Genomic DNA, 17,459 nt, shown 5'->3' with positions numbered 1-17,459 from the left:
CTGAAGCGGCTAGGCAATCAGCCGATCGAGAATCTCGACGGGATGTTGGATGGTCTGACGATCGATCTTGGCAACCTGCGAACGACAGGAGAAACCGGTCGCCATGACCACCGTTTGATCGCCGTTCTCAGCGACCCTGTCCTGCCAGCTCATTGTGTAGAGCTTCTCTGAAATCGCGCGATTGCGCACCTCATGGCCGAACGTGCCTGCCATACCGCAACAGCCGACATCGGCCATATTGAGCTTGATGCCAAGCTTCCCGAAGAGCACGGACCATTGCTTGAGAGCAGCCGGCGCGTTCGTTTTTTCCGTGCAGTGGGCAAGCAGCGTGAAACGCTCCTGCGGTAAGGCTCGTGGCGAAGGCAACCGGTCGAGATTGGCTGCAAGCCATTCCTGAAGCAGCAGCACCGAGGCCCCTAGCCGGGTAGAGGGCAGAGCGGCATATTCGCTGCGATAGGTGAGCGTCATCGACGGATCTATGCCGACAAGCGGGACGCCCATCTGCGAGATGCGATCGAGATAGTCACGGGATTTCGCCGCCGCCCTTTCGAAGCGGCCGAGATAGCCATGCACATGCAGGGCCTTGCCGTTGTTCTGCGACATGGCGAGCCACGGCTTGAAGCCCATTTTCAGTGCGAGCTTCAGTGCCGCAATGACGACGGCTGGATCGAAATGGGTTGAGAAGACGTCTGCGAGGATGACAACGGCTTGCGTCTTCTCCTCCATGGAGAGCTTCTTCAATCGTTGAAGAGTAGCAACCTGCACGCCAAGGCGGGCAGCTTCCCGCTCAAGCGACATTGCAGGCATGGTCGGAAGCGCCGTGAGGCCCGCAAGCTTCATGAAGGCTTGGCCGGCGGCCGATCCGGTCAGCATGTTGTAGCCGGGCTTGAAACGCGCCATCAGCGGCAGAGTCGTTTCGATGGCGGCGACGATCGGGTCCTTCAGCGGCCTGAGGTATCGACCGTAATAGAGCTCCAGGAACTTCGAGCGGAAGGCCGGGACGCTGACTTTCACGGGGCATTGGCCGGCACAGGCCTTGCAGGCGAGGCAGGTGTCCATCGACGCCCGCACCTCATGAGAAAAGTCATCTCGATTGGCCGGATCGAGCGAGTTGACCATCCGCCGCACGAGATTGCCGAGAGGGTTGGCGCGGCGTAGCACCTCCGCCTCGCGCCGCGGATCGACCTGGCGTTCGGCAAGCAGGCGCAGCCATTCCCGCATCAGCGCCGCGCGGCCCTTCGGAGAATAGCGCCGATCGCCCGTCGCCTTGAAGGAAGGGCACATCGGGCTCGTCGCATCGAAATCGAAACAGGCCCCGTTGCCGTTGCAATAGGCGGCATTATCGAAGGCGGCGCGGATATCGTTGCCGATAATCCGATCAAAGTCACCGCGCAGCGACACTTCGTCAATCTTGAGTAATGGACGTGATGAGCCGGAGGCGATCTTGCCGGGATTGAGCCGGTCGCCGGGATCGAAAGCGCGTTTGATCTCCTGCAGGCTGGGATAGAGATCGCCGAAATAGGCGGGCACATATTCCGAGCGCACGCCCTTGCCATGCTCTCCCCAGAGCACGCCGCCATATTTGCGGGTAAGGGCAACGACGCCGTCGCTGATCCTGCGGACGAGTGGCTGATGGTCGGCGCGGGTAAGATCAAGCGCCGGGCGGACATGCAGCACGCCGGCGTCGACATGGCCGAACATGCCGTAGTCCAGCCCCTCGGCATCGAGAAGTGCGCGGAATTCGCCGATATAGGCGGCCAGATGCTCGGGCGGGACGGCGGTGTCCTCAACGAACGGCACCGGCCGCACCGGCCCTTCGACATTGCCGAGCAGGCCCACGGCGCGCTTGCGCATGGACCAGATCGCTTCGATCTCCGCTCTTTCACGCGCGATCGTATAGCCCTTGTGGCGGGCTGCCGAGAGGTCATCAAGAGCGGCGGTCACATCGGTCAGCTTACGCTCCAGCTCGTCGCGATTGTCGGCCAGCACTTCGACGATATTGATGCCATTGGCGTGGCCTGAAGCATCCTCTGGGAAAAAGCGCGCGATACCGCTCCAGACGATGTCGCCCTTGGCCAGACCCAGCACCTTCTCGTCGACCGTCTCGACGGAAGCGACCCTCAGCGCCACCAGCCGCCGTGCATCCTCAAGCGCCGTGTTGAAATTGCCATAGCGAATGTTGATGAGGGCCGAATGCGCCGGGATCGGCAGCACGTTGAGCTCGGCTTCGGCGATCATCGCAAGTGTGCCTTCCGAGCCGCACAGCACCGCATTCAGATCGAAGCGGCCGTCCTCGCGCCTGATATGGGCGAGATCGTAGCCGGTCATGTAGCGGTTGAGCTTCGGGAAGGTCGCCGCGATGAGCTCGCTTTTGTCCCTGGCAATCGCATCGACGACCCTGTGGATTTCACCGACCCGACCGTCACGCGCCTTGATCTCCTCCAGTTCGGCAACGGCGAGCGGTCGCGACCACCAGTCGCTGCCATCGGAAAGCACCACGCGAAGGCCGAGAACATGATTGCTGGTCTTGCCGTACAAACAGGACCCCTGGCCGCAGGCATCGGTGGAGATCATGCCGCCGATGGTCGCGCGGTTGGAGGTGGAAAGTTCGGGTGCGAAGAACAGCCCGAATGGTTTCAGCGCCTTGTTGAGCTGATCCTTGACGACGCCAGCCTCGACACGCGCGATCCTTCGTACCGGATCGATCTCCAGAATGCGGTTCATGTGCCTGGAGCAGTCGATGACGATGCCTGAAGTCAGGGATTGACCGTTGGTTCCGGTGCCACCGCCGCGCGGGGTGATGGCGAGATCGGAAAACTCGGGCTCGGATATGGCTTTGGCGATAATCTTAAGGTCGCCGATGCCGCGAGGGTAGAGGATTGCTGCCGGCTTGAGCTGATAGATGGAATTGTCGGTCGAGGCGACCGTCCGCGCGCCATCATCCGTCTCGACATCGCCTTGAAACTTGAGTGCAGCCAGTCGGCGCGCAAGGGCGTCGATCTGCTGATTGAAGCTGTCTTTGGCCGAAACGAGGCGTGGTATCATGATGCGAAAGCTTCCGGCGTTTTACGCGATGACTAGGGCATACCCGTTTCTAAACAGAATTACGGAGATGCTCTATCTCTTTGTTTTCACGCAGTTCGGCTTTGCGCTTCCACGAGAATTGCTTTAGCGGCGGAGAGCCGCGCAGGCCGTTTCGATGCGATCGAGGGCCTCGACGAGATCGGCTTCCGACGTCGCATAGGAAATGCGGAAATAGGGTGACAATCCGAAAGCCGAGCCGGGTACGACGGCGACGTGCGCGTCATCCAGCAGATAGGCGCAGAAATCCGCATCCGTTTCGATGGACTTTCCGGATGGCGCTGTGGTTCCGAGTACGCCTGCGCAGCCAGAGAATGTGTAGAAGGCACCTTCCGGCACAAGGCAATCCAGGCCATCAATGGCGTTTAGCCTTCCGACCACCAGATCGCGCCGTTTCTGGAAGCTTGCCTTGCGGCCCTCAAGGAAATCCTGCGGGCCATTGAGGGCGGCGACAGCCGCGGCCTGGCTGACGGAGGAGGGGCAGGAGGTCGCCTGGCTCTGGATAACGGCCATGGCCTTGATCAGCGCCTTCGGGCCGCCGGCATAGCCGATGCGCCAGCCGGTCATGGCATAGGCCTTGGAAACGCCGTTGACTGTCAGCGTCCGGCTCTTGAGGCTTGGCTCGATCGCGACCGGCGTGACGAACTTGAAGCCGTCATAGACGATATGCTCATACATGTCGTCGACCATCAGCCAGACATGCGGATGGCGTAGCAGGACCTCGATCAGCGGCAGATAATCGGCCTCGGAATACGCCGCACCCGATGGGTTCGACGGTGAGTTGAGCAACAACCAGCGCGTCTTCGGCGTGATCGCCTTCTCCAACTGATCAGCCTTGAGGCGAAAGCCGGCCTCAGCATCGCAAGGGATCAGAACAGGTACGCCGCCGCAGATCTCGACGATATCGGAGTAAGAGGTCCAATAGGGCGTCGGGATGATGACCTCATCGCCCGGATTGATCGAGGCCATGAAGGCGTTGAACAGGATCTGCTTGGCGCCCGTCGCCACGGTTATTTCGTCGAGCGCGTAATCGACGCCGTTTTCGCGCTGAAATTTTCCGGCGATTGCCTTCTTCAATTCCGGCGTGCCGTCGAGCGCGGTGTACTTCGTTTCGCCGCGATCGATGGCGGCTTTTGCGGCTTCCTTGACGTTATCAGGCGTATCGAAATCCGGCTCGCCCGCACCGAGAATGATAACGGGCAGGCCGTCCCGCTTCATGGCATTGGCGCGCGCGCCGATCTGGAGAATAGTGGAAACGCCGATGGAAGCGATCCGCGAAGCGGGCTTAAAGCCCGCCTCTTCGATTTTCGTGGCGATCGTCATGGAGCTTACTCGATGTCGAAGGAGACACCCTGCGCCAGCGGCAGGGCCTTGGAGTAGTTCACCGTGTTGGTCGCACGGCGCATGTATGCCTTCCAGGCATCCGAGCCGGATTCGCGACCGCCGCCGGTTTCTTTCTCGCCACCGAATGCGCCGCCGATTTCAGCACCCGACGTGCCTATGTTGACGTTGGCGATGCCGCAATCGGAGCCGTCGGCTGCGAGGAAGCGCTCGGATTCCTGCATGTCGCGCGTGAAGATCGAGGATGAAAGGCCGGCGGCAACCGCATTGTGCTCGTCGATGACAGCATCGAAATCGTCATAGGGCATGACGTAGAGGATAGGCGCGAAGGTTTCTTCCATCACCGGGCCTGCCTGCTTCGGCATTTCCACAAGCGCCGGCTTTGCGTAGTAGCCGTCGGCATGGCCGACATCGATCCGCTCGCCGCCGGTAACCGTGCCGCCATGCGCCTTCGCTTCGGCAATTGCCTTCTGCATGCCGTCGAACGCCGCCTTGTCGATCAGTGGACCGACGAGAGCGGAGGAGTGCAGGGGATCGCCGACCGAGACGCTCTGATAGGCTTTCTTCAGACGCGGCACGAGCTGGTCATAGACGCTTTTGTGGACGAAGAGGCGGCGAAGCGTCGTGCAACGCTGGCCGGCCGTGCCCATGGCGCCGAAGGCGATGGCGCGCAGCGCCATGTCGAGATCGGCCGACGGGCAGACGATGCCGGCGTTGTTGCCGCCGAGTTCGAGGATGGCGCGTGCAAAGCGCTTGGCGAGCCGGGGCCCGACTTCGCGGCCCATGCGGGTCGAGCCGGTTGCCGAAACGAGCGGCACCTTCGGATGGTCAACGAGAATCTCGCCGATCGCACGATCGCCGATCAGCACCTGCGACAAGCCCTCAGGGGCATCGCCGAAGCGGGCAAGCGCGCGATCGAGGATCGCCTGCGAGGCCAGCGCCGTCAGCGGTGTCTTTTCCGAGGGCTTCCAGATGACGGCGTCGCCGCAGATGAGTGCCAGCGCCGCGTTCCAAGACCAGACCGCGACCGGGAAGTTGAAGGCCGAGATGATGCCGACGACGCCGAGCGGGTGCCAGGTTTCCATCATGCGATGGCCCGGACGTTCAGTCGCGATCGTCAAGCCGTAGAGCTGGCGGGAGAGACCGACGGCGAAATCGCAGATGTCGATCATTTCCTGCACTTCACCGAGGCCTTCGGAGCGGATCTTGCCGGCTTCGATCGACACCAGACGGCCGAGATCGTCCTTGGCGGCGCGCAGCTCTTCGCCGAGCAAGCGCACCAGTTCGCCGCGTTTCGGTGCCGGCACGAGGCGCCAGGCGCGGAATGCGGCATGGGCCTTCTCGATTTTCTTTGCCGCTTCATCGGCCGAAACGGTCTTGAGGCTGCCGATCTTCTCGCCGGTAACCGGGGAGTAGGAAGGCATGCTGCCGTCGATATACAGCGCCTTGTCGACGCCGAGCTTTTCGAGAATGGCGGCGGCTTCGGCTGCAACGGAAGGGGTCTTGGCTGCGATGTTCATCTCATGAAACTCCAATTGTCTTTGATCCCGGCGAGCGGCGATTGACGCCGCTGCGCCTCACTCGGCGGCGTCTTGTTTGGATAGTGCCCGCAGGCAGGCGTCGATCGATGCCTGTTCGATGCCGGCGTAGTGGTCGAATTCGTTCAGCACCTTCATGCCGAGGTCGGCTTCGAAGCGCTGCTGGTTCGGGCTGGCGACAAAATCCTGCTGTGCGCCATCGCCAAGATTGGACTGGAAGATGCCGGCGGCGCTGACGGGGAGGAAATCCTCGTAGACGATCGGGTCGAACTGGACGAGGCCCTGGTCGATCAGCGCGTCGATATCCGCATGGCTCGTTGCGGCGGTCTGGCCCTTGGCCGTCAGCGAATAGGTGAAGTAGCCGAGGCCTTCGGCGCGGATTGCCGCCCAATCATCCGGGAATTCGGCGAAGCTCTGCGCAAGTGCTGCCTCATAATCGCGGGCATTCGATCCGTCGGCGGCCGGGCGCACGACCTTGCGGGACTGATCGAGCAGCTTGTCATAAAGCGCGCGGCCCTTCGGCGTCAACGCAATGCCGCGCTGTTCGATCTCGCCGAAGCGGGCAGTGTGCGAGCCGGCCTCCCAAACGCCATCGGCATTGCGGAAGGAAACGGGTTCTTCGAGCGCCTTGAACGAGGTCTGGCGCAGCAGGATCGGGCAGGCACGTGTCGGCGGCCCTTCAACGACGGCTTTCGGCGCGATGTCGTAATCCGGCATTAATGCTTGGACCTGATCGATATCGAGCGTGCGCGGCGTCAGATGATTGATGTGTGGCCCCTTGAACGACACGACATCGGCGATCAGCCGATGCGCATCGTGAAGGCGGTGGTACATGCCGACATCGACATTGGCTTCGTCGTGCCAGCGGAAGGTTTCCAGCACTTCGTCGACGAACCGGCTGGCATCGGCCATGGTCAGACCGCCATCGCGTTCGGCCTTCTCGGTGAGCGCAACCGTGCCATCGGTGAAAATCCGGCGCTTGGCAAGAATGTCCGCGGCAGCCTTGCGAAGGTCTTCATCGGCGATGAGATCCAGCCGCAGCAGCGAGGTGAAAACGCGGAAGGGATTGCGCTTCAGCTCGGCATCACCGATCGGGCGAAACGCTGTCGAATGAACCGGCACGCCGGCGGTCGACAGATCGTAATAACCGACCGGGTACATGCCCATGACGGCGAAGACGCGCGCCATCATCGCAAGTTCCGCCGCTGTCCCGAGCCGGATGGCGCCGTGCCGCTCCTCGGAAATACGATCGAGATAATCGGTCGCCTCCAGGCGCTCCTTAAGCTTCGGTTGTGCGATGAGCGTTTCGTCGTTGACGCGGGCAACCAGTTCCATGAGCGTGCCGTAGGCGGGGACTTCCTCGCGATACATCGCCGACATGGCGGCCGAAAAAGCGCTGCGAATATCGCTGGTCGAGACGTGATCAGGCTTCATGTGCGATCTCTTCCTGAAAGGCTATATCATTCCTGTTTTGCAGAATATCTCTTGTTTGGCCGCTTTTGTTGTGAGAGAGAATTCTAACTTGATGCGAAAATGGAATGAATATGCGTCGGCGCCTCATCCCTGATATCGTCAATCTGCAGGCATTCGAATGCGCGGCGCGCCACCAGAATTTTTCGCGCGCGGCCGAAGAGTTGAACCTCACGCAAAGCGCTGTCAGTCGCCAGATCAGCGATCTCGAGCAGCAGACGGGGCTGAAATTGTTCGAACGCGTGCGCCAGCGCGTCGTCCTCTCCGAGGCTGGTCTTCGGCTGTTGCCGGAGGTGAAAGATCTGCTCTTGCGTTCGGAGCGGCTGATGATCGGCGCTGTTGCCGCTGGCCAGATGAAACTGTCGCTGAAGGTCGCGACCTTGCCGACCTTCGGCGCGCGCTGGCTGGTGCCGCGTCTCGGCCGGTTTCTCGACGAGCATCGCGACGTCGCCGTCACGGTGGAATCGCGATCCAAGCCCTTCGGCTTTGATGAGGATAATTTCGACCTCGCCATTCACTATGGCTTGCCGGCCTGGGCAGGGGCTGTTGCGACCTTTCTTTGCAGCGAGACCGTGTTGCCCGTCGCCAGCCGGGAACTTGCCGGACGATTGGGTCTTGCCGCACCGGAAGAACTGGCGGCGGCTCCGCTGTTGCATCTGACGACCCGCCCAAAGCTTTGGGCGCAATGGTTCGATTTGCAGGACTTGCCGACCGAGAACGCCTATCCCGGTGCGCGCTTTGACCAATTCTCCATGATTATCGCCGCTGCCATCGCCGGGCTCGGCGTCGCGCTTTTGCCGATCTATCTGATCGAGGAAGAGCTTAAGGCCGGCACGCTTCGGCCGCTGTTTGATCTGCCGATGCCGACCGAGAACAGTTACTATGTCGTCATGCCGGAAAAGAAGCAGACGAACGAGATAGCAACATTGTTTCAAGATTGGCTGCTGAGTGAGGTTACTCCCCAAGAGCAGACTTGATGAAGCCATGTTGATTTGTATCTAGTCGCGTCAGGCACTCAGCCGTCATGGCTCAGCTCAGGGTGCCGTAACAAGAAGGCGTTTGGTCTGTGCGAGAGGTTTGACATGTATCAGAAATTTGGGATCGCCGCGTTGGCTCTACTCGTGTCGAGTGCGCAGAGCTATGCTTCCAGCGAACGCGCGTGGGACGCGCTTTTCGCCAAGGTAAACGGCACCTGCATCGGAATGTCCCGCATGAATACGCCAGAGGTTTCGGCTCCCATTGTCTTTGATGATGCGACCGGCAAGGTCGGGCTCTTGCTGCGTGGCTCGATCGGCAAATCGAAAGCCGCTGTTCAGAACGTCAACCTGTTATGTCTCTACGATAAGAAGACAGGCAAGGCCTCGATTGCTGAATACAAATCAATGGGAAAATAGCCCCTAGGCTATTAGCCGCCGGAGCGCGTACCTCTCGGTGAATTTGCGTGGAGCCAATGCTTCGCAGCACTCGTCAAGGCGACATCCGGGGCATCGATTTCGTGGACCCCGAATTCGACGTAGATCTATAAATTTTAAGCTTGAAATTCCCTCTCGCGAGCGTCACACATTCTCGTATCGTGTCGCTGCATATCTTGAGCAGCGCAGGCGTGCGGTGAACTCGGGGAGGAGCAAACCACCATGAAGACGCATCCGCTGAAGGGACCGAACCGGTTGAAGCTCGGCGTTTTTTCCGCCAATGCGGATGGCGGCCTGGCAATTACTGATGTGCCGGAGCGCTGGACGGCTGACTGGCAGGACAATCTCACCGCCGCACAGATCGCTGACCGCGCCGGGCTCGAATTCTTTCTGCCGATTGCCCGGTGGCGCGGCTTTGGCGGTAAGAACCGGGTTCGCGAATGGTCGTTCGAGACCTTCACCTGGGCGGCGGCACTTTCGGCTGCGACCGACCGGATTGGGCTGTTCATGACCGTACATGTGCCACTTGTCCATCCGCTGTATGCGGCAAAGTCGCTGGCAACCGTCGACCATATCAGCCAGGGTCGAGCCGGACTGAACATCGTCTGCGGCTGGAATCCGAAGGAGTTCGGCATGTTCGGCGTGCCGCTGGTCGAAAAGGGATATGACCAGGCGGCCGAATGGCTCGAAATCGTCGAAAGGCTCTATGCCTCGGACGAGCCGCTCGATTATGCCGGCACTTATTACAATCTGAAGGAAGCCGTCAGCCGCCCTGCAAGCCTGCAGGCGCCGCGACCGGTCACGATGAATGCGGCATTCGGGGGCCTTGGCCGCGACTTCGCCGCCGGCCATTGCGACTATCTCTTCACCACCTTTACCGAGATCGACGAGGCGGGAAGACATGTGGCTGATATCGCCGGGCGCGCCGAAGGCAAGGGCCGGCAGGTCGGGGTCTATACAGTCTGTCATGTCGTCTGCCGCGAGGCGCAAACAGAGGCTGAGGACTATTACACCCGCTATGCCGTAACCATGGCGGATCACGCCGCCGTCGATCAGCACATGGCCGGCAAGAAGGAGTTCTCGCAGTCCCATGGTCGCGAAGCCTATGACCGCTATCGCCAACGCTTTGCCGGTGGGGCAGGCAGCTATCCGCTGATCGGAACCCCGCAGCGGATTGCGGACGAGATGATTGCCATTGCCGCGCAAGGCTATGCGGGCATTGCGCTATCCTTCGTCAATTACACGCAGGAGCTTCCCTATTTTTGCGATCGGGTGCTGCCGATTCTCAAGAAGGCCGGGCTCCGGGTCGAGTGAGCCGCCGCATTACCGTCTGGGTGCGACCTTGCTCGCGCGAATGTGATCACTCGCCATCGGGGCCATAGCCGGCCGGTATGAGCCAGCTTTCGTGATACATCACCGAATTGTCGTTTTCATGTCGCATGTCTTGACTGCGACATGTGTGCAACGCAGCAAAAAACATCGGCTCAAGGGGTTTACAAGCGCGGCCCCGGATGGGAGTCTCTAGGCGAGGGGTGCTGCTCGATTTGCGGCGGCGACGATCCCTTCAACCGGATGCCGTCAACCTTGGCTCCGACGCGCCGCAGTTTGCCGGCGCTTAACCGAACAAATCAATCCAAGGCCAGAATGCGGCGTTGTTCCGTGTCTGGTCGCTGTCTTAGTGCGTCCCGAACGCGGTTGCGTCGGGTATGGAGAATGCGGGCTTTAACATGGGCATTAAGTCAAAACGCGCCCTTCGCGGCGTTCTTGGTCTTCTCGCGAGTGTCAGCTTGCCACAGGTCGCCAAAGCCAGCGACCTAATGATCTGGTCGCCAGTCAAGGTCGCGCCGCGAACGTACAAGACGACGCTCGGCTTTCGACTGCCGATGGCATGGGAAGTCAGTGCGGGCATGGATCTGGGCCTGGGTGGGGCAGCGAGCGGTACGATCTTGCGCAGCAGCAGCCTGGCGACACTCTGGGGCACGGCGATCGACGATCACAAGCGCTTTTCGACCGTATTACGACGCGAAGTCGCGTTGAGGGTCGATACGCTGAACAGCACGGGAACGCTCTGCCTCGAACGTTCGCGAAGCTGGACGGTGTCGGAAAATCTGGACATGAGGACATCTCGGTCGCTGAACGTGAACTATGCAGGCTCGCGAAACGCCGCCAACTCCATTATCGCGACGCAGGCCGTAACCGTCGCCGTTCCCTGGACGGGAACCTCCGTGTCGGCGATCGGCAATCTGAAGGATGTCGGAAACGTCCTTTCGACTACGGTTTCGTTTCAACAGCCGTTGGCGCCGAACCTGAACTTTTCGGCTTCCTTTGCCGATCCGCAGACGTTGACACCAACAGGCAATGTGCGCGTGGATTACCGCATCAGATGGTAAGGCTGGGAGGTTGCCGCCTCCGGCATTTACTTATCTATGCGAGGAACAAATGCCGCTTGCGGCAGTTTACAACTGGCAGGACATCGATCTTGCTTGGGGTGTTGTGACCTCGCGAAGCCTGCCGCTGGTTCAACTCCCTGCCGGCGGCAGGCTTAGCGCTTGCGCCAGGACGGTTAGTCGGCCGGACCTGTTGCATCAGCCGGCGATTTGACTGTGATGTCGGGTTCGGCAAGCTTGGCTTTCAGTTTCGATACCACATCGTGCCGGACATCCGACCAAGACGAGGTGATTGCCCAATATTCGATGTTGAGCACGGCTTGGTCGACTGCCAGATCATCGAGGTAGACCTTCGGCGCGGGCATGGTCTTGATGCGTTGGTCCGCTTTAAGGATGTCGAGGATAGTCTTGCGGGTAAGATCGATGTCGACCTTGTCGCCCAAGGCGACGGACAACTGCTGGCGACGATCCGGCTCGCGGCTATGATTGGTGATGGGCGTGTTCCAGAGCGTGGAATTCGGCGCCATGAGATAGAGGCCGTCCGCCGTCCTCATTTCCGTTGCGAAGAGCCCGATGTCCTTGATGTAGCCTTTGACATTGGTCGTCTCAATATATTCGCCGACACGGAACGGCCGCAGGATCAGCAGCATGATGCCGGCGGCGATGTTCTGGAGCGTGCCCTGCAGTGCCAGGCCGATTGCCAGGCCGGCGGCGCCGAGAGCGGCAATGATCGAGGCGGTCTGCACACCGAACTGGCCAAGCACGGTGATGAAGACGAGGATAAGCAAACTGTAGTGCAGGACGTTCTGGAAGAAGCTCGCCAGCGTTTCGTCTATGCCGCGAATGCGCGAGATGACGCGATAAGCCGAGCGGCTAATGATGCCTGCCAGTAGCCAGCCGCCGATCAGGAGAATGATCGCGCCGAGAAGCGAGAAGCCGTATTGGACCGCGAGCGCCGAGGCTTGATCGAGTGCAGTCCGGGTGGCGACGACGATGTTGGCCGTTTGATCTTCCATGTCAAAACTCCATCTTTCCCAGAGAGCCAAATGAGAAGTCGCAATCTTTGTTCCCGATTATCGAGCACAATGAAAGGCAGCCGTTTCAATGGATTGCGTGGGTTGGTTTTCAGGTGGAGGCGTCAGGCGCCATGCTTTGCCTGATGTGGGCCCATGGTGGCGACCGCAGCGTAATGCGCCTTCTTCTGCTCGTACATGCCGAGATCGGCGCGCTTGATCATCGCTTCCATGGTCTCGCCGGGCTGGCTTGTTGCTACGCCGATAGAGACGCTGAGCGGCGCGCTGGAATAGAACTGATTGTTGATCTTCAGCAGCTCGTTGATGGTCTCCACCATTGCCGTGGCGGTAATGTCGTCCGCGCCCGGCATGAGAACGGCGAATTCGTCACCGCCGATGCGCGCCGCGTGGTTCGGCAGGGAGACGACGCTGTTCAGCACTTCGCCCATGCGGCGCAGCAGCGCATCGCCGGCGTCGTGACCGCTCTCGTCATTGGCCTCCTTCAGGCCGTTGAGATCGATGATGATGGCGGATACCGGTCGAAGCGACTTGCGCTCCAGCCTGTTGAGTTCGTCCATATAGAAGGCGCGGTTGTAAAGCCTTGTGAGCACGTCGTGCTTGCCGAGATATTCGAGATAGGCTTCCGCCTTCTTGCGCGCCGTAATATCGGTCAGCGCCACCTGCACGAGCGACCAGTCGTCCTCGTAGCCGGGGAATACGGAAAATTGCAGGAGAACGTGACGCTCCGATCCGTCGAGGGCATAGTTCAGCACCTCGCGCTGATGGAAGAGGCGGCCGTTCCATAGCTCGACCAGCTGTCCGCGAAAATGCTTCTCCATATCATCGCGGAACACTTCGCCGATCCGATGGTGCAGCGTCTGGCGATCCGGCGCACAGAAGAGATCGAGGGTTGCCTGATTGACATTGAGCACGCTGATTTCGCTCATGCATTGCTGGACGAATTCCGGATGCACGTCGAGGAATACCTGAAAGTCGACGATGCCGCGGTGGCGGATCTCGTCGAGCAGAATCTTGATACGGCTGAAATCCTCGACCCAGAGAGAGACGGGCGAATGCTCGAACATCCCCTCCGCGTAGCGGCGTTGCCGCTCTTCCTGCCGCCTTGCTTCCTCGCGCGCCGTCACGTCTTCCGTGGTCAGCAGCAACCTGCTCCAGGACGTCTCATGACCCGGCAGGATGACGCCGCGAAGCTGGATGTCAAGCCTTCTGCCGCTGAGCGAATAGTTGATCGCAGTGCCGGAAAACTCAGTCCTGCCCTCCCAAAGCGCGACAAGCTCGTTCACATGGCTTTGCAGCATTTCGTCCCGGAAGACGCGGGAAAGATTTCCGACAAGCGTTTCGAAGGACGGCGCTTCGAAGAGTTCCAGCGTTCTGGCATTGACGGCAAGAAGCTTGATCTTTTGCGAGCAGGCAGCGACGCGCTGCACGTCGGCAAGCAGATAGGAACGCAGGTCGGTCACGCCTTCGTCACGCCAAAGTTCGAACTGCTCCTTGACCCCGCTGAAATCCTCCAGCCACATGGCGACGGGGGCGAGGTCGAAAATGGTGCTGCTGAAGTCGTGGGCGTTCATCATGATTCCCTGCGCCGGCAATAAAAGTCAGTACATCAAATGCAAAGGCCGGCAATTCGCTAAGTTCTACTTAACGAGCATTCGTAAACCTTGCGTTGATATCAGGCAGCAGGTCAAGCCGGACGATCAATATCCGCTTCTTTTCAACCCATTCTTGCTGAAACTGTGCCCCAAATGGCTCTCTGGTCTGATCGATATCGGACGTGTTCGATATATAAGCGTCATGTCTTCAAGAAGCGTTCGAAGGCTTCGAGGGTTCTCTCGCTGACATGGTGTTCGATGCCTTCTGCGTCGTTCCTTGCCGTGTCGGGATCAACGCCAAGACGGCAAAGAACGGCCTCCACGATTTCGTGGCGCCGGCGGGTCGCCACAGCCAGGCGCTGGCCCTCTTCGGTCAGGAAGACGCCGCGATAGGGGCGTTGGGTAATTAGGTTTTCTTCGGCCAGTCGCTTGAGCATCTTGGCAACTGTCGGCTGCGTCACGCCCAGTCTTTGGGCAATATCGGTCTGGCGCGCTTCGCCGGTATGTTCTATCAGGTCGGCGATGAGTTCGACGTAGTCTTCCATCAATTCCGTGCGTCGATCGTCGCGGCTCTTCTGAAATGCCTCGGCATGTATCTCGATCTCGGTCGAAGAAAGACGGCTTTCCGGGGCGGCAGGCGATTTCGTCAAGGCGGCTCATCTCCCTAGGGTTGAGAGTCGTGTAATGATGTTTAGCCTCGACTATAAATAATTCAGCTGCGTTATGAAACCCCGGTTGCCGATCGCAGCCAGCCGTCAAATCGAATTTCTCCTGTCTTCACCGGGGCGTCGCATTCCGCCGTCAGACCGTAAGAGCGGCAGCAGTTGCTCGCCCTGCCTTTTGATTTCCGGTAGGTACGGCGTATCCGAGAGGACGAAATGCGTGATGCCGAGATCGCGATATTTGCGCAGGGAGTTCGCGACATCTTCAGCCGAGCCGACCAGCCAGGTGGTGCCGGCGCCGCCGCCGCCGAATTTGCCCGGCGCGGTATAGAGATTGTCATCGAGCACGTCGCCGCGTGCGGTAAGATCGAACAGCCGTTTCTGCCCGACAGCGATCGATTGCCGGTGGTCGTTCCAGCCGACGCCGTTGTTCTTCGCCATCTCCGCAACCTTTGCCTCGGCATCTGCCCAGGCCTCTTCCGTGGTGCCTCGAACCAGCGTCGTGATGCGCAGTCCGAATTCCAGCGGCGGCAGATCGCGGTCGAGGTCTGTGCTTAGCGCCTTGAGTCGGCTGATGCGCTCCGCGATATCGGCGAGCGGCTCGCCCCAGAAAAGCTGGACATCGGCCTCCGCGGCGGAAACACGTTCCGCCGCGTCCGAAGCGCCGCCGAAATAGAGCTTGGGATGCAGGCGTTCGCCACGAGGCTCGATGCGCGGCGCAGCCGTGGATTCTCTGACGCGAAAATGCTCTCCCTCATAGGTCACATTCTCTTGCGTCCAGAGCTTGCGGGTAAGCCGCATGAATTCCTTGGTGCGGCCGTAGCGATGGGCCTGATCGCCCTCGCTGTCACCATAGGCGGCAAGATTGTCCTTGCCCGATACGATGTTGACGCGCACGCGGCCGCCGCTCAGTTGATCGAGCGTTGCAGCGGCGGAAGCGAAATGCGCCGGTCGCCAGTAGCCGGGGCGGATTGCAATCAGCGGTTCGAACGTGGTGGTGCGTGCGGCAAGCGCTGCCGCGACGGTAAAAGTATCGGGGCGACCCCAGCCCGTGCCGACCAGCGCGCCCTTCCAGCCGTGATCCTCCAGAGCCTTGGCATGGCTGGTGAGCGTCTCCAGGCTGTTATGGTTCTCAACGGCGGAATCGCCGCGATGGCCCGGTTTTACGTCATTCGGGATGTACCAGAGAAATTCGCTATTATCGCTCATGCCTGCGCCTGTCGGTCTGTATGAATTAATGTGGGATTTGTGGCAGAGAGAGCCGCGTTCAATGCTCGGCTCAGGGGCATCGCATCTAGAGCTTGCCCTTCCAGGGAACGAGAATGGCTTCGAGAATGCGGATGGCGGCCGAGAAGGCGAAGGCACAGATCGCGATGATGCCGATGCCGACGAAGACGACATCCGTGGCGAGGAACTGCGATGCCGACATGATCATGAAGCCGATGCCGCGCGTTGAGGCGATGAGCTCTGCCGCCACCAGGGTTCCCCAGCCAATGCCGAAGGCGATCCGGATACCGGTCAGGATCTCCGGCAGAGCCGATGGCAGGACGACGACGAAGAAGAGCTGCAGCCGGTTCGCACCAAGCGAACGCGCGGCGTTGACCCGCTCCAGCGGCAGCGAACGGACGCCGGCCTGGGCGGACAGGCAGATCGGCGCGAACATGGCGAGCACGAGCAGCGTGATCTTCGAGGTCTCGCCGATGCCGAGCCATATGATCATCAGCGGCAGATAGGAAAGGGGAGGCAACGGCCAATAGAATTCGATCGGCGTATCCAGAACGCCCTTTGCCCAACGGTTGAGTCCCATCAACAGGCCGACGGGAATGCCTACACCGATCGCGATGACCGCGGCGACGACAATGCGAAACAGGCTCGCCAGAACATGCTCGGAAAGCGAGGCGCCGGCATAACCGTCGCGATAGATGACGCCGATCTGCGTCAGCACCTCGTCGGGGCGCGGAAGGAAGAGATGCGACACCAGTCCGAGCTTGGCGACGAGCCACCACAACGCCAGGAAGACGAGCGCGGTGGCGATACTGATGGCGATAGTCGGCTTCTCGCCGACGCCGAAGCCTGGAATGCGAACCAGCTTCGGCTGCGCTTGTGTTTGAGGCGTGACGATCGGGCGCGTTTCGATAATGTCGCTCATGCCGCGCTCCGGATGTTTTCGGCGTCATGGAGGATGGCGCGAATGTCTTCCCGAAGGCTGCCGAATTCGGGAGAGGAGACGATTGCCCTGACATCGCCGCTTGCGGCAAAGCGATGCACGAACTCGAGCTCGAAGCGGGCAACCACACGACCCGGCCTTGGGGACATGACCAGTACCTCCGTGCCGAGGAACAGCGCCTCCTCGATTGAATGGGTGATGAAGAAAATGCGCTTGTCGGTTCTGGCCCAGATGGAAACCAAAAGCTCCTGCATCTGCTCGCGTGTCAGGCTGTCGAGCGCGCCGAAGGGCTCGTCCATCAGCAATATATCCGGATCGGTGGCAAGAGCCCGGGCAATACCGACGCGCTGCCGCATGCCGCCCGACAACTCATAGGGCAGGGCATTGGCAAAGTCGCCTAGCCCGACGATGCGCAAAAGCTCGGACGCGCGCTCCCGGCGTTCCCGTCGTCCCAATCCGGCAAACTGCAGGCCGAGGGCCACATTGTCGATCACGGATTTCCATGGCAGCAGCGAATCCTTCTGGAAGACGACGCCGCGATCGGCACCGGGGCCGGCGACCGGCCTGCCGTCGAGCGTGATCTTTCCCTCCGAAAGCGGCAGGAAGCCGGCGATGGCGTTGAGCAAGGTGGATTTACCACAGCCCGATGCGCCAAGCGCCACGACGATACCGCGCTCGGGAATATTGAAGGAAACGCGGTCGAGCGCGTGAACGGTTCTGCCGTCACGCGCTGCAAAGAAAACGCTGGCATGGTCGACTTGAAGCATGGGGCCCT

Annotated in this window: 14 protein-coding genes; 4 read left to right on the top strand and 10 right to left on the bottom strand. The window is 60.4% G+C overall.

What is annotated here, in order from left to right; genetic code table 11:
- Positions 1–9 precede the first annotated feature (9 nt).
- The 4 genes from BJ928_RS13190 to BJ928_RS13175 form a co-directional block, all read right to left on the bottom strand.
- A complete protein-coding gene (locus tag BJ928_RS13190) occupies positions 10–3,045 on the bottom strand; it encodes an FAD-binding and (Fe-S)-binding domain-containing protein (RefSeq protein ID WP_047629646.1) in 3,036 nt (1,011 codons plus the stop codon).
- A 123-nt stretch (positions 3,046–3,168) separates the two neighbouring features.
- A complete protein-coding gene (locus tag BJ928_RS13185) occupies positions 3,169–4,404 on the bottom strand; it encodes a pyridoxal phosphate-dependent aminotransferase (protein WP_047629644.1) in 1,236 nt (411 codons plus the stop codon).
- A gap of 5 nt (positions 4,405–4,409) precedes the next feature.
- Positions 4,410–5,942, bottom strand: coding sequence for an aldehyde dehydrogenase family protein (locus tag BJ928_RS13180; protein ID WP_047629642.1), 1,533 nt, complete (start codon positions 5,940–5,942; stop codon positions 4,410–4,412).
- 57 nt (positions 5,943–5,999) lie between these two features.
- Positions 6,000–7,394 carry a VOC family protein gene (locus BJ928_RS13175; protein WP_047629641.1) on the bottom strand — a complete coding sequence of 465 codons (1,395 nt, stop codon included), beginning with the start codon at positions 7,392–7,394 and terminating at the stop codon, positions 6,000–6,002.
- Between the two features lie 104 nt (positions 7,395–7,498).
- Between BJ928_RS13175 and BJ928_RS13170 the strand changes: the two genes are divergently transcribed.
- The 4 genes from BJ928_RS13170 (at position 7,499) to BJ928_RS13155 (ending at position 11,232) form a co-directional block, all read left to right on the top strand.
- Positions 7,499–8,407 (top strand): LysR family transcriptional regulator, encoded by a 909-nt coding sequence (locus BJ928_RS13170; protein ID WP_047629639.1) that lies wholly within the window; start codon positions 7,499–7,501, stop codon positions 8,405–8,407.
- A 105-nt stretch (positions 8,408–8,512) separates the two neighbouring features.
- Positions 8,513–8,824, top strand: coding sequence for a hypothetical protein (locus BJ928_RS13165; protein ID WP_047629636.1), 312 nt, complete (start codon positions 8,513–8,515; stop codon positions 8,822–8,824).
- A gap of 240 nt (positions 8,825–9,064) precedes the next feature.
- Entirely contained in the window at positions 9,065–10,156 is a 1,092-nt protein-coding gene (locus tag BJ928_RS13160) for an LLM class flavin-dependent oxidoreductase (protein ID WP_047629633.1), read from the top strand.
- Between the two features lie 413 nt (positions 10,157–10,569).
- Positions 10,570–11,232, top strand: a complete 663-nt coding sequence (locus BJ928_RS13155; RefSeq protein ID WP_047629632.1) for a hypothetical protein — start codon at positions 10,570–10,572, stop codon at positions 11,230–11,232.
- A gap of 173 nt (positions 11,233–11,405) precedes the next feature.
- Here BJ928_RS13155 and BJ928_RS13150 read toward each other — a convergent pair whose 3' ends face one another.
- The 6 genes from BJ928_RS13150 to BJ928_RS13125 all read right to left on the bottom strand — a co-directional run bounded on the left by BJ928_RS13150 (position 11,406) and on the right by BJ928_RS13125 (position 17,451).
- Entirely contained in the window at positions 11,406–12,245 is an 840-nt protein-coding gene (locus tag BJ928_RS13150) for a mechanosensitive ion channel domain-containing protein (RefSeq protein WP_047629630.1), read from the bottom strand.
- Between the two features lie 122 nt (positions 12,246–12,367).
- A complete protein-coding gene (locus tag BJ928_RS13145) occupies positions 12,368–13,837 on the bottom strand; it encodes a sensor domain-containing diguanylate cyclase (protein WP_047629629.1) in 1,470 nt (489 codons plus the stop codon).
- Positions 13,838–14,055: 218 nt separating this feature from the next.
- Positions 14,056–14,505, bottom strand: coding sequence for a manganese-binding transcriptional regulator MntR (gene mntR, locus BJ928_RS13140; RefSeq protein WP_047629628.1), 450 nt, complete (start codon positions 14,503–14,505; stop codon positions 14,056–14,058).
- Positions 14,506–14,610: 105 nt separating this feature from the next.
- Positions 14,611–15,726 carry an LLM class flavin-dependent oxidoreductase gene (locus tag BJ928_RS13135; RefSeq protein ID WP_052227527.1) on the bottom strand — a complete coding sequence of 372 codons (1,116 nt, stop codon included), beginning with the start codon at positions 15,724–15,726 and terminating at the stop codon, positions 14,611–14,613.
- Between the two features lie 85 nt (positions 15,727–15,811).
- Entirely contained in the window at positions 15,812–16,666 is an 855-nt protein-coding gene (locus tag BJ928_RS13130) for an ABC transporter permease subunit (protein ID WP_047629627.1), read from the bottom strand.
- Complete coding sequence (locus tag BJ928_RS13125) at positions 16,663–17,451, bottom strand: ABC transporter ATP-binding protein (protein ID WP_047629624.1); 789 nt, start codon at positions 17,449–17,451, stop codon at positions 16,663–16,665. The genes BJ928_RS13130 and BJ928_RS13125 overlap by 4 nt, the downstream gene beginning before the upstream one ends.
- Positions 17,452–17,459: the final 8 nt, after the last annotated feature.

It is taken from the genome of Rhizobium sp. WW_1, from assembly GCF_003610155.1.
Lineage (GTDB): Bacteria > Pseudomonadota > Alphaproteobacteria > Rhizobiales > Rhizobiaceae > Rhizobium > Rhizobium tropici_A.
This window is presented reverse-complemented; position numbering and strand designations above follow the sequence as displayed.

Coding starts and splice junctions, on each gene's coding strand:
- BJ928_RS13165 (WP_047629636.1), top strand. CDS start 8,513: ATGTATCAGAAATTTGGGATCGCCGCGTTGGCTCTACTCGTGTCGAGT.
- BJ928_RS13185 (WP_047629644.1), bottom strand. CDS start 4,404: ATGACGATCGCCACGAAAATCGAAGAGGCGGGCTTTAAGCCCGCTTCG.
- BJ928_RS13170 (WP_047629639.1), top strand. CDS start 7,499: ATGAATATGCGTCGGCGCCTCATCCCTGATATCGTCAATCTGCAGGCA.
- BJ928_RS13135 (WP_052227527.1), bottom strand. CDS start 15,726: ATGAGCGATAATAGCGAATTTCTCTGGTACATCCCGAATGACGTAAAA.
- BJ928_RS13150 (WP_047629630.1), bottom strand. CDS start 12,245: ATGGAAGATCAAACGGCCAACATCGTCGTCGCCACCCGGACTGCACTC.
- BJ928_RS13145 (WP_047629629.1), bottom strand. CDS start 13,837: ATGATGAACGCCCACGACTTCAGCAGCACCATTTTCGACCTCGCCCCC.
- BJ928_RS13160 (WP_047629633.1), top strand. CDS start 9,065: ATGAAGACGCATCCGCTGAAGGGACCGAACCGGTTGAAGCTCGGCGTT.
- BJ928_RS13190 (WP_047629646.1), bottom strand. CDS start 3,045: ATGATACCACGCCTCGTTTCGGCCAAAGACAGCTTCAATCAGCAGATC.
- BJ928_RS13130 (WP_047629627.1), bottom strand. CDS start 16,666: ATGAGCGACATTATCGAAACGCGCCCGATCGTCACGCCTCAAACACAA.
- BJ928_RS13155 (WP_047629632.1), top strand. CDS start 10,570: ATGGGCATTAAGTCAAAACGCGCCCTTCGCGGCGTTCTTGGTCTTCTC.
- BJ928_RS13125 (WP_047629624.1), bottom strand. CDS start 17,451: ATGCTTCAAGTCGACCATGCCAGCGTTTTCTTTGCAGCGCGTGACGGC.
- BJ928_RS13180 (WP_047629642.1), bottom strand. CDS start 5,942: ATGAACATCGCAGCCAAGACCCCTTCCGTTGCAGCCGAAGCCGCCGCC.
- BJ928_RS13175 (WP_047629641.1), bottom strand. CDS start 7,394: ATGAAGCCTGATCACGTCTCGACCAGCGATATTCGCAGCGCTTTTTCG.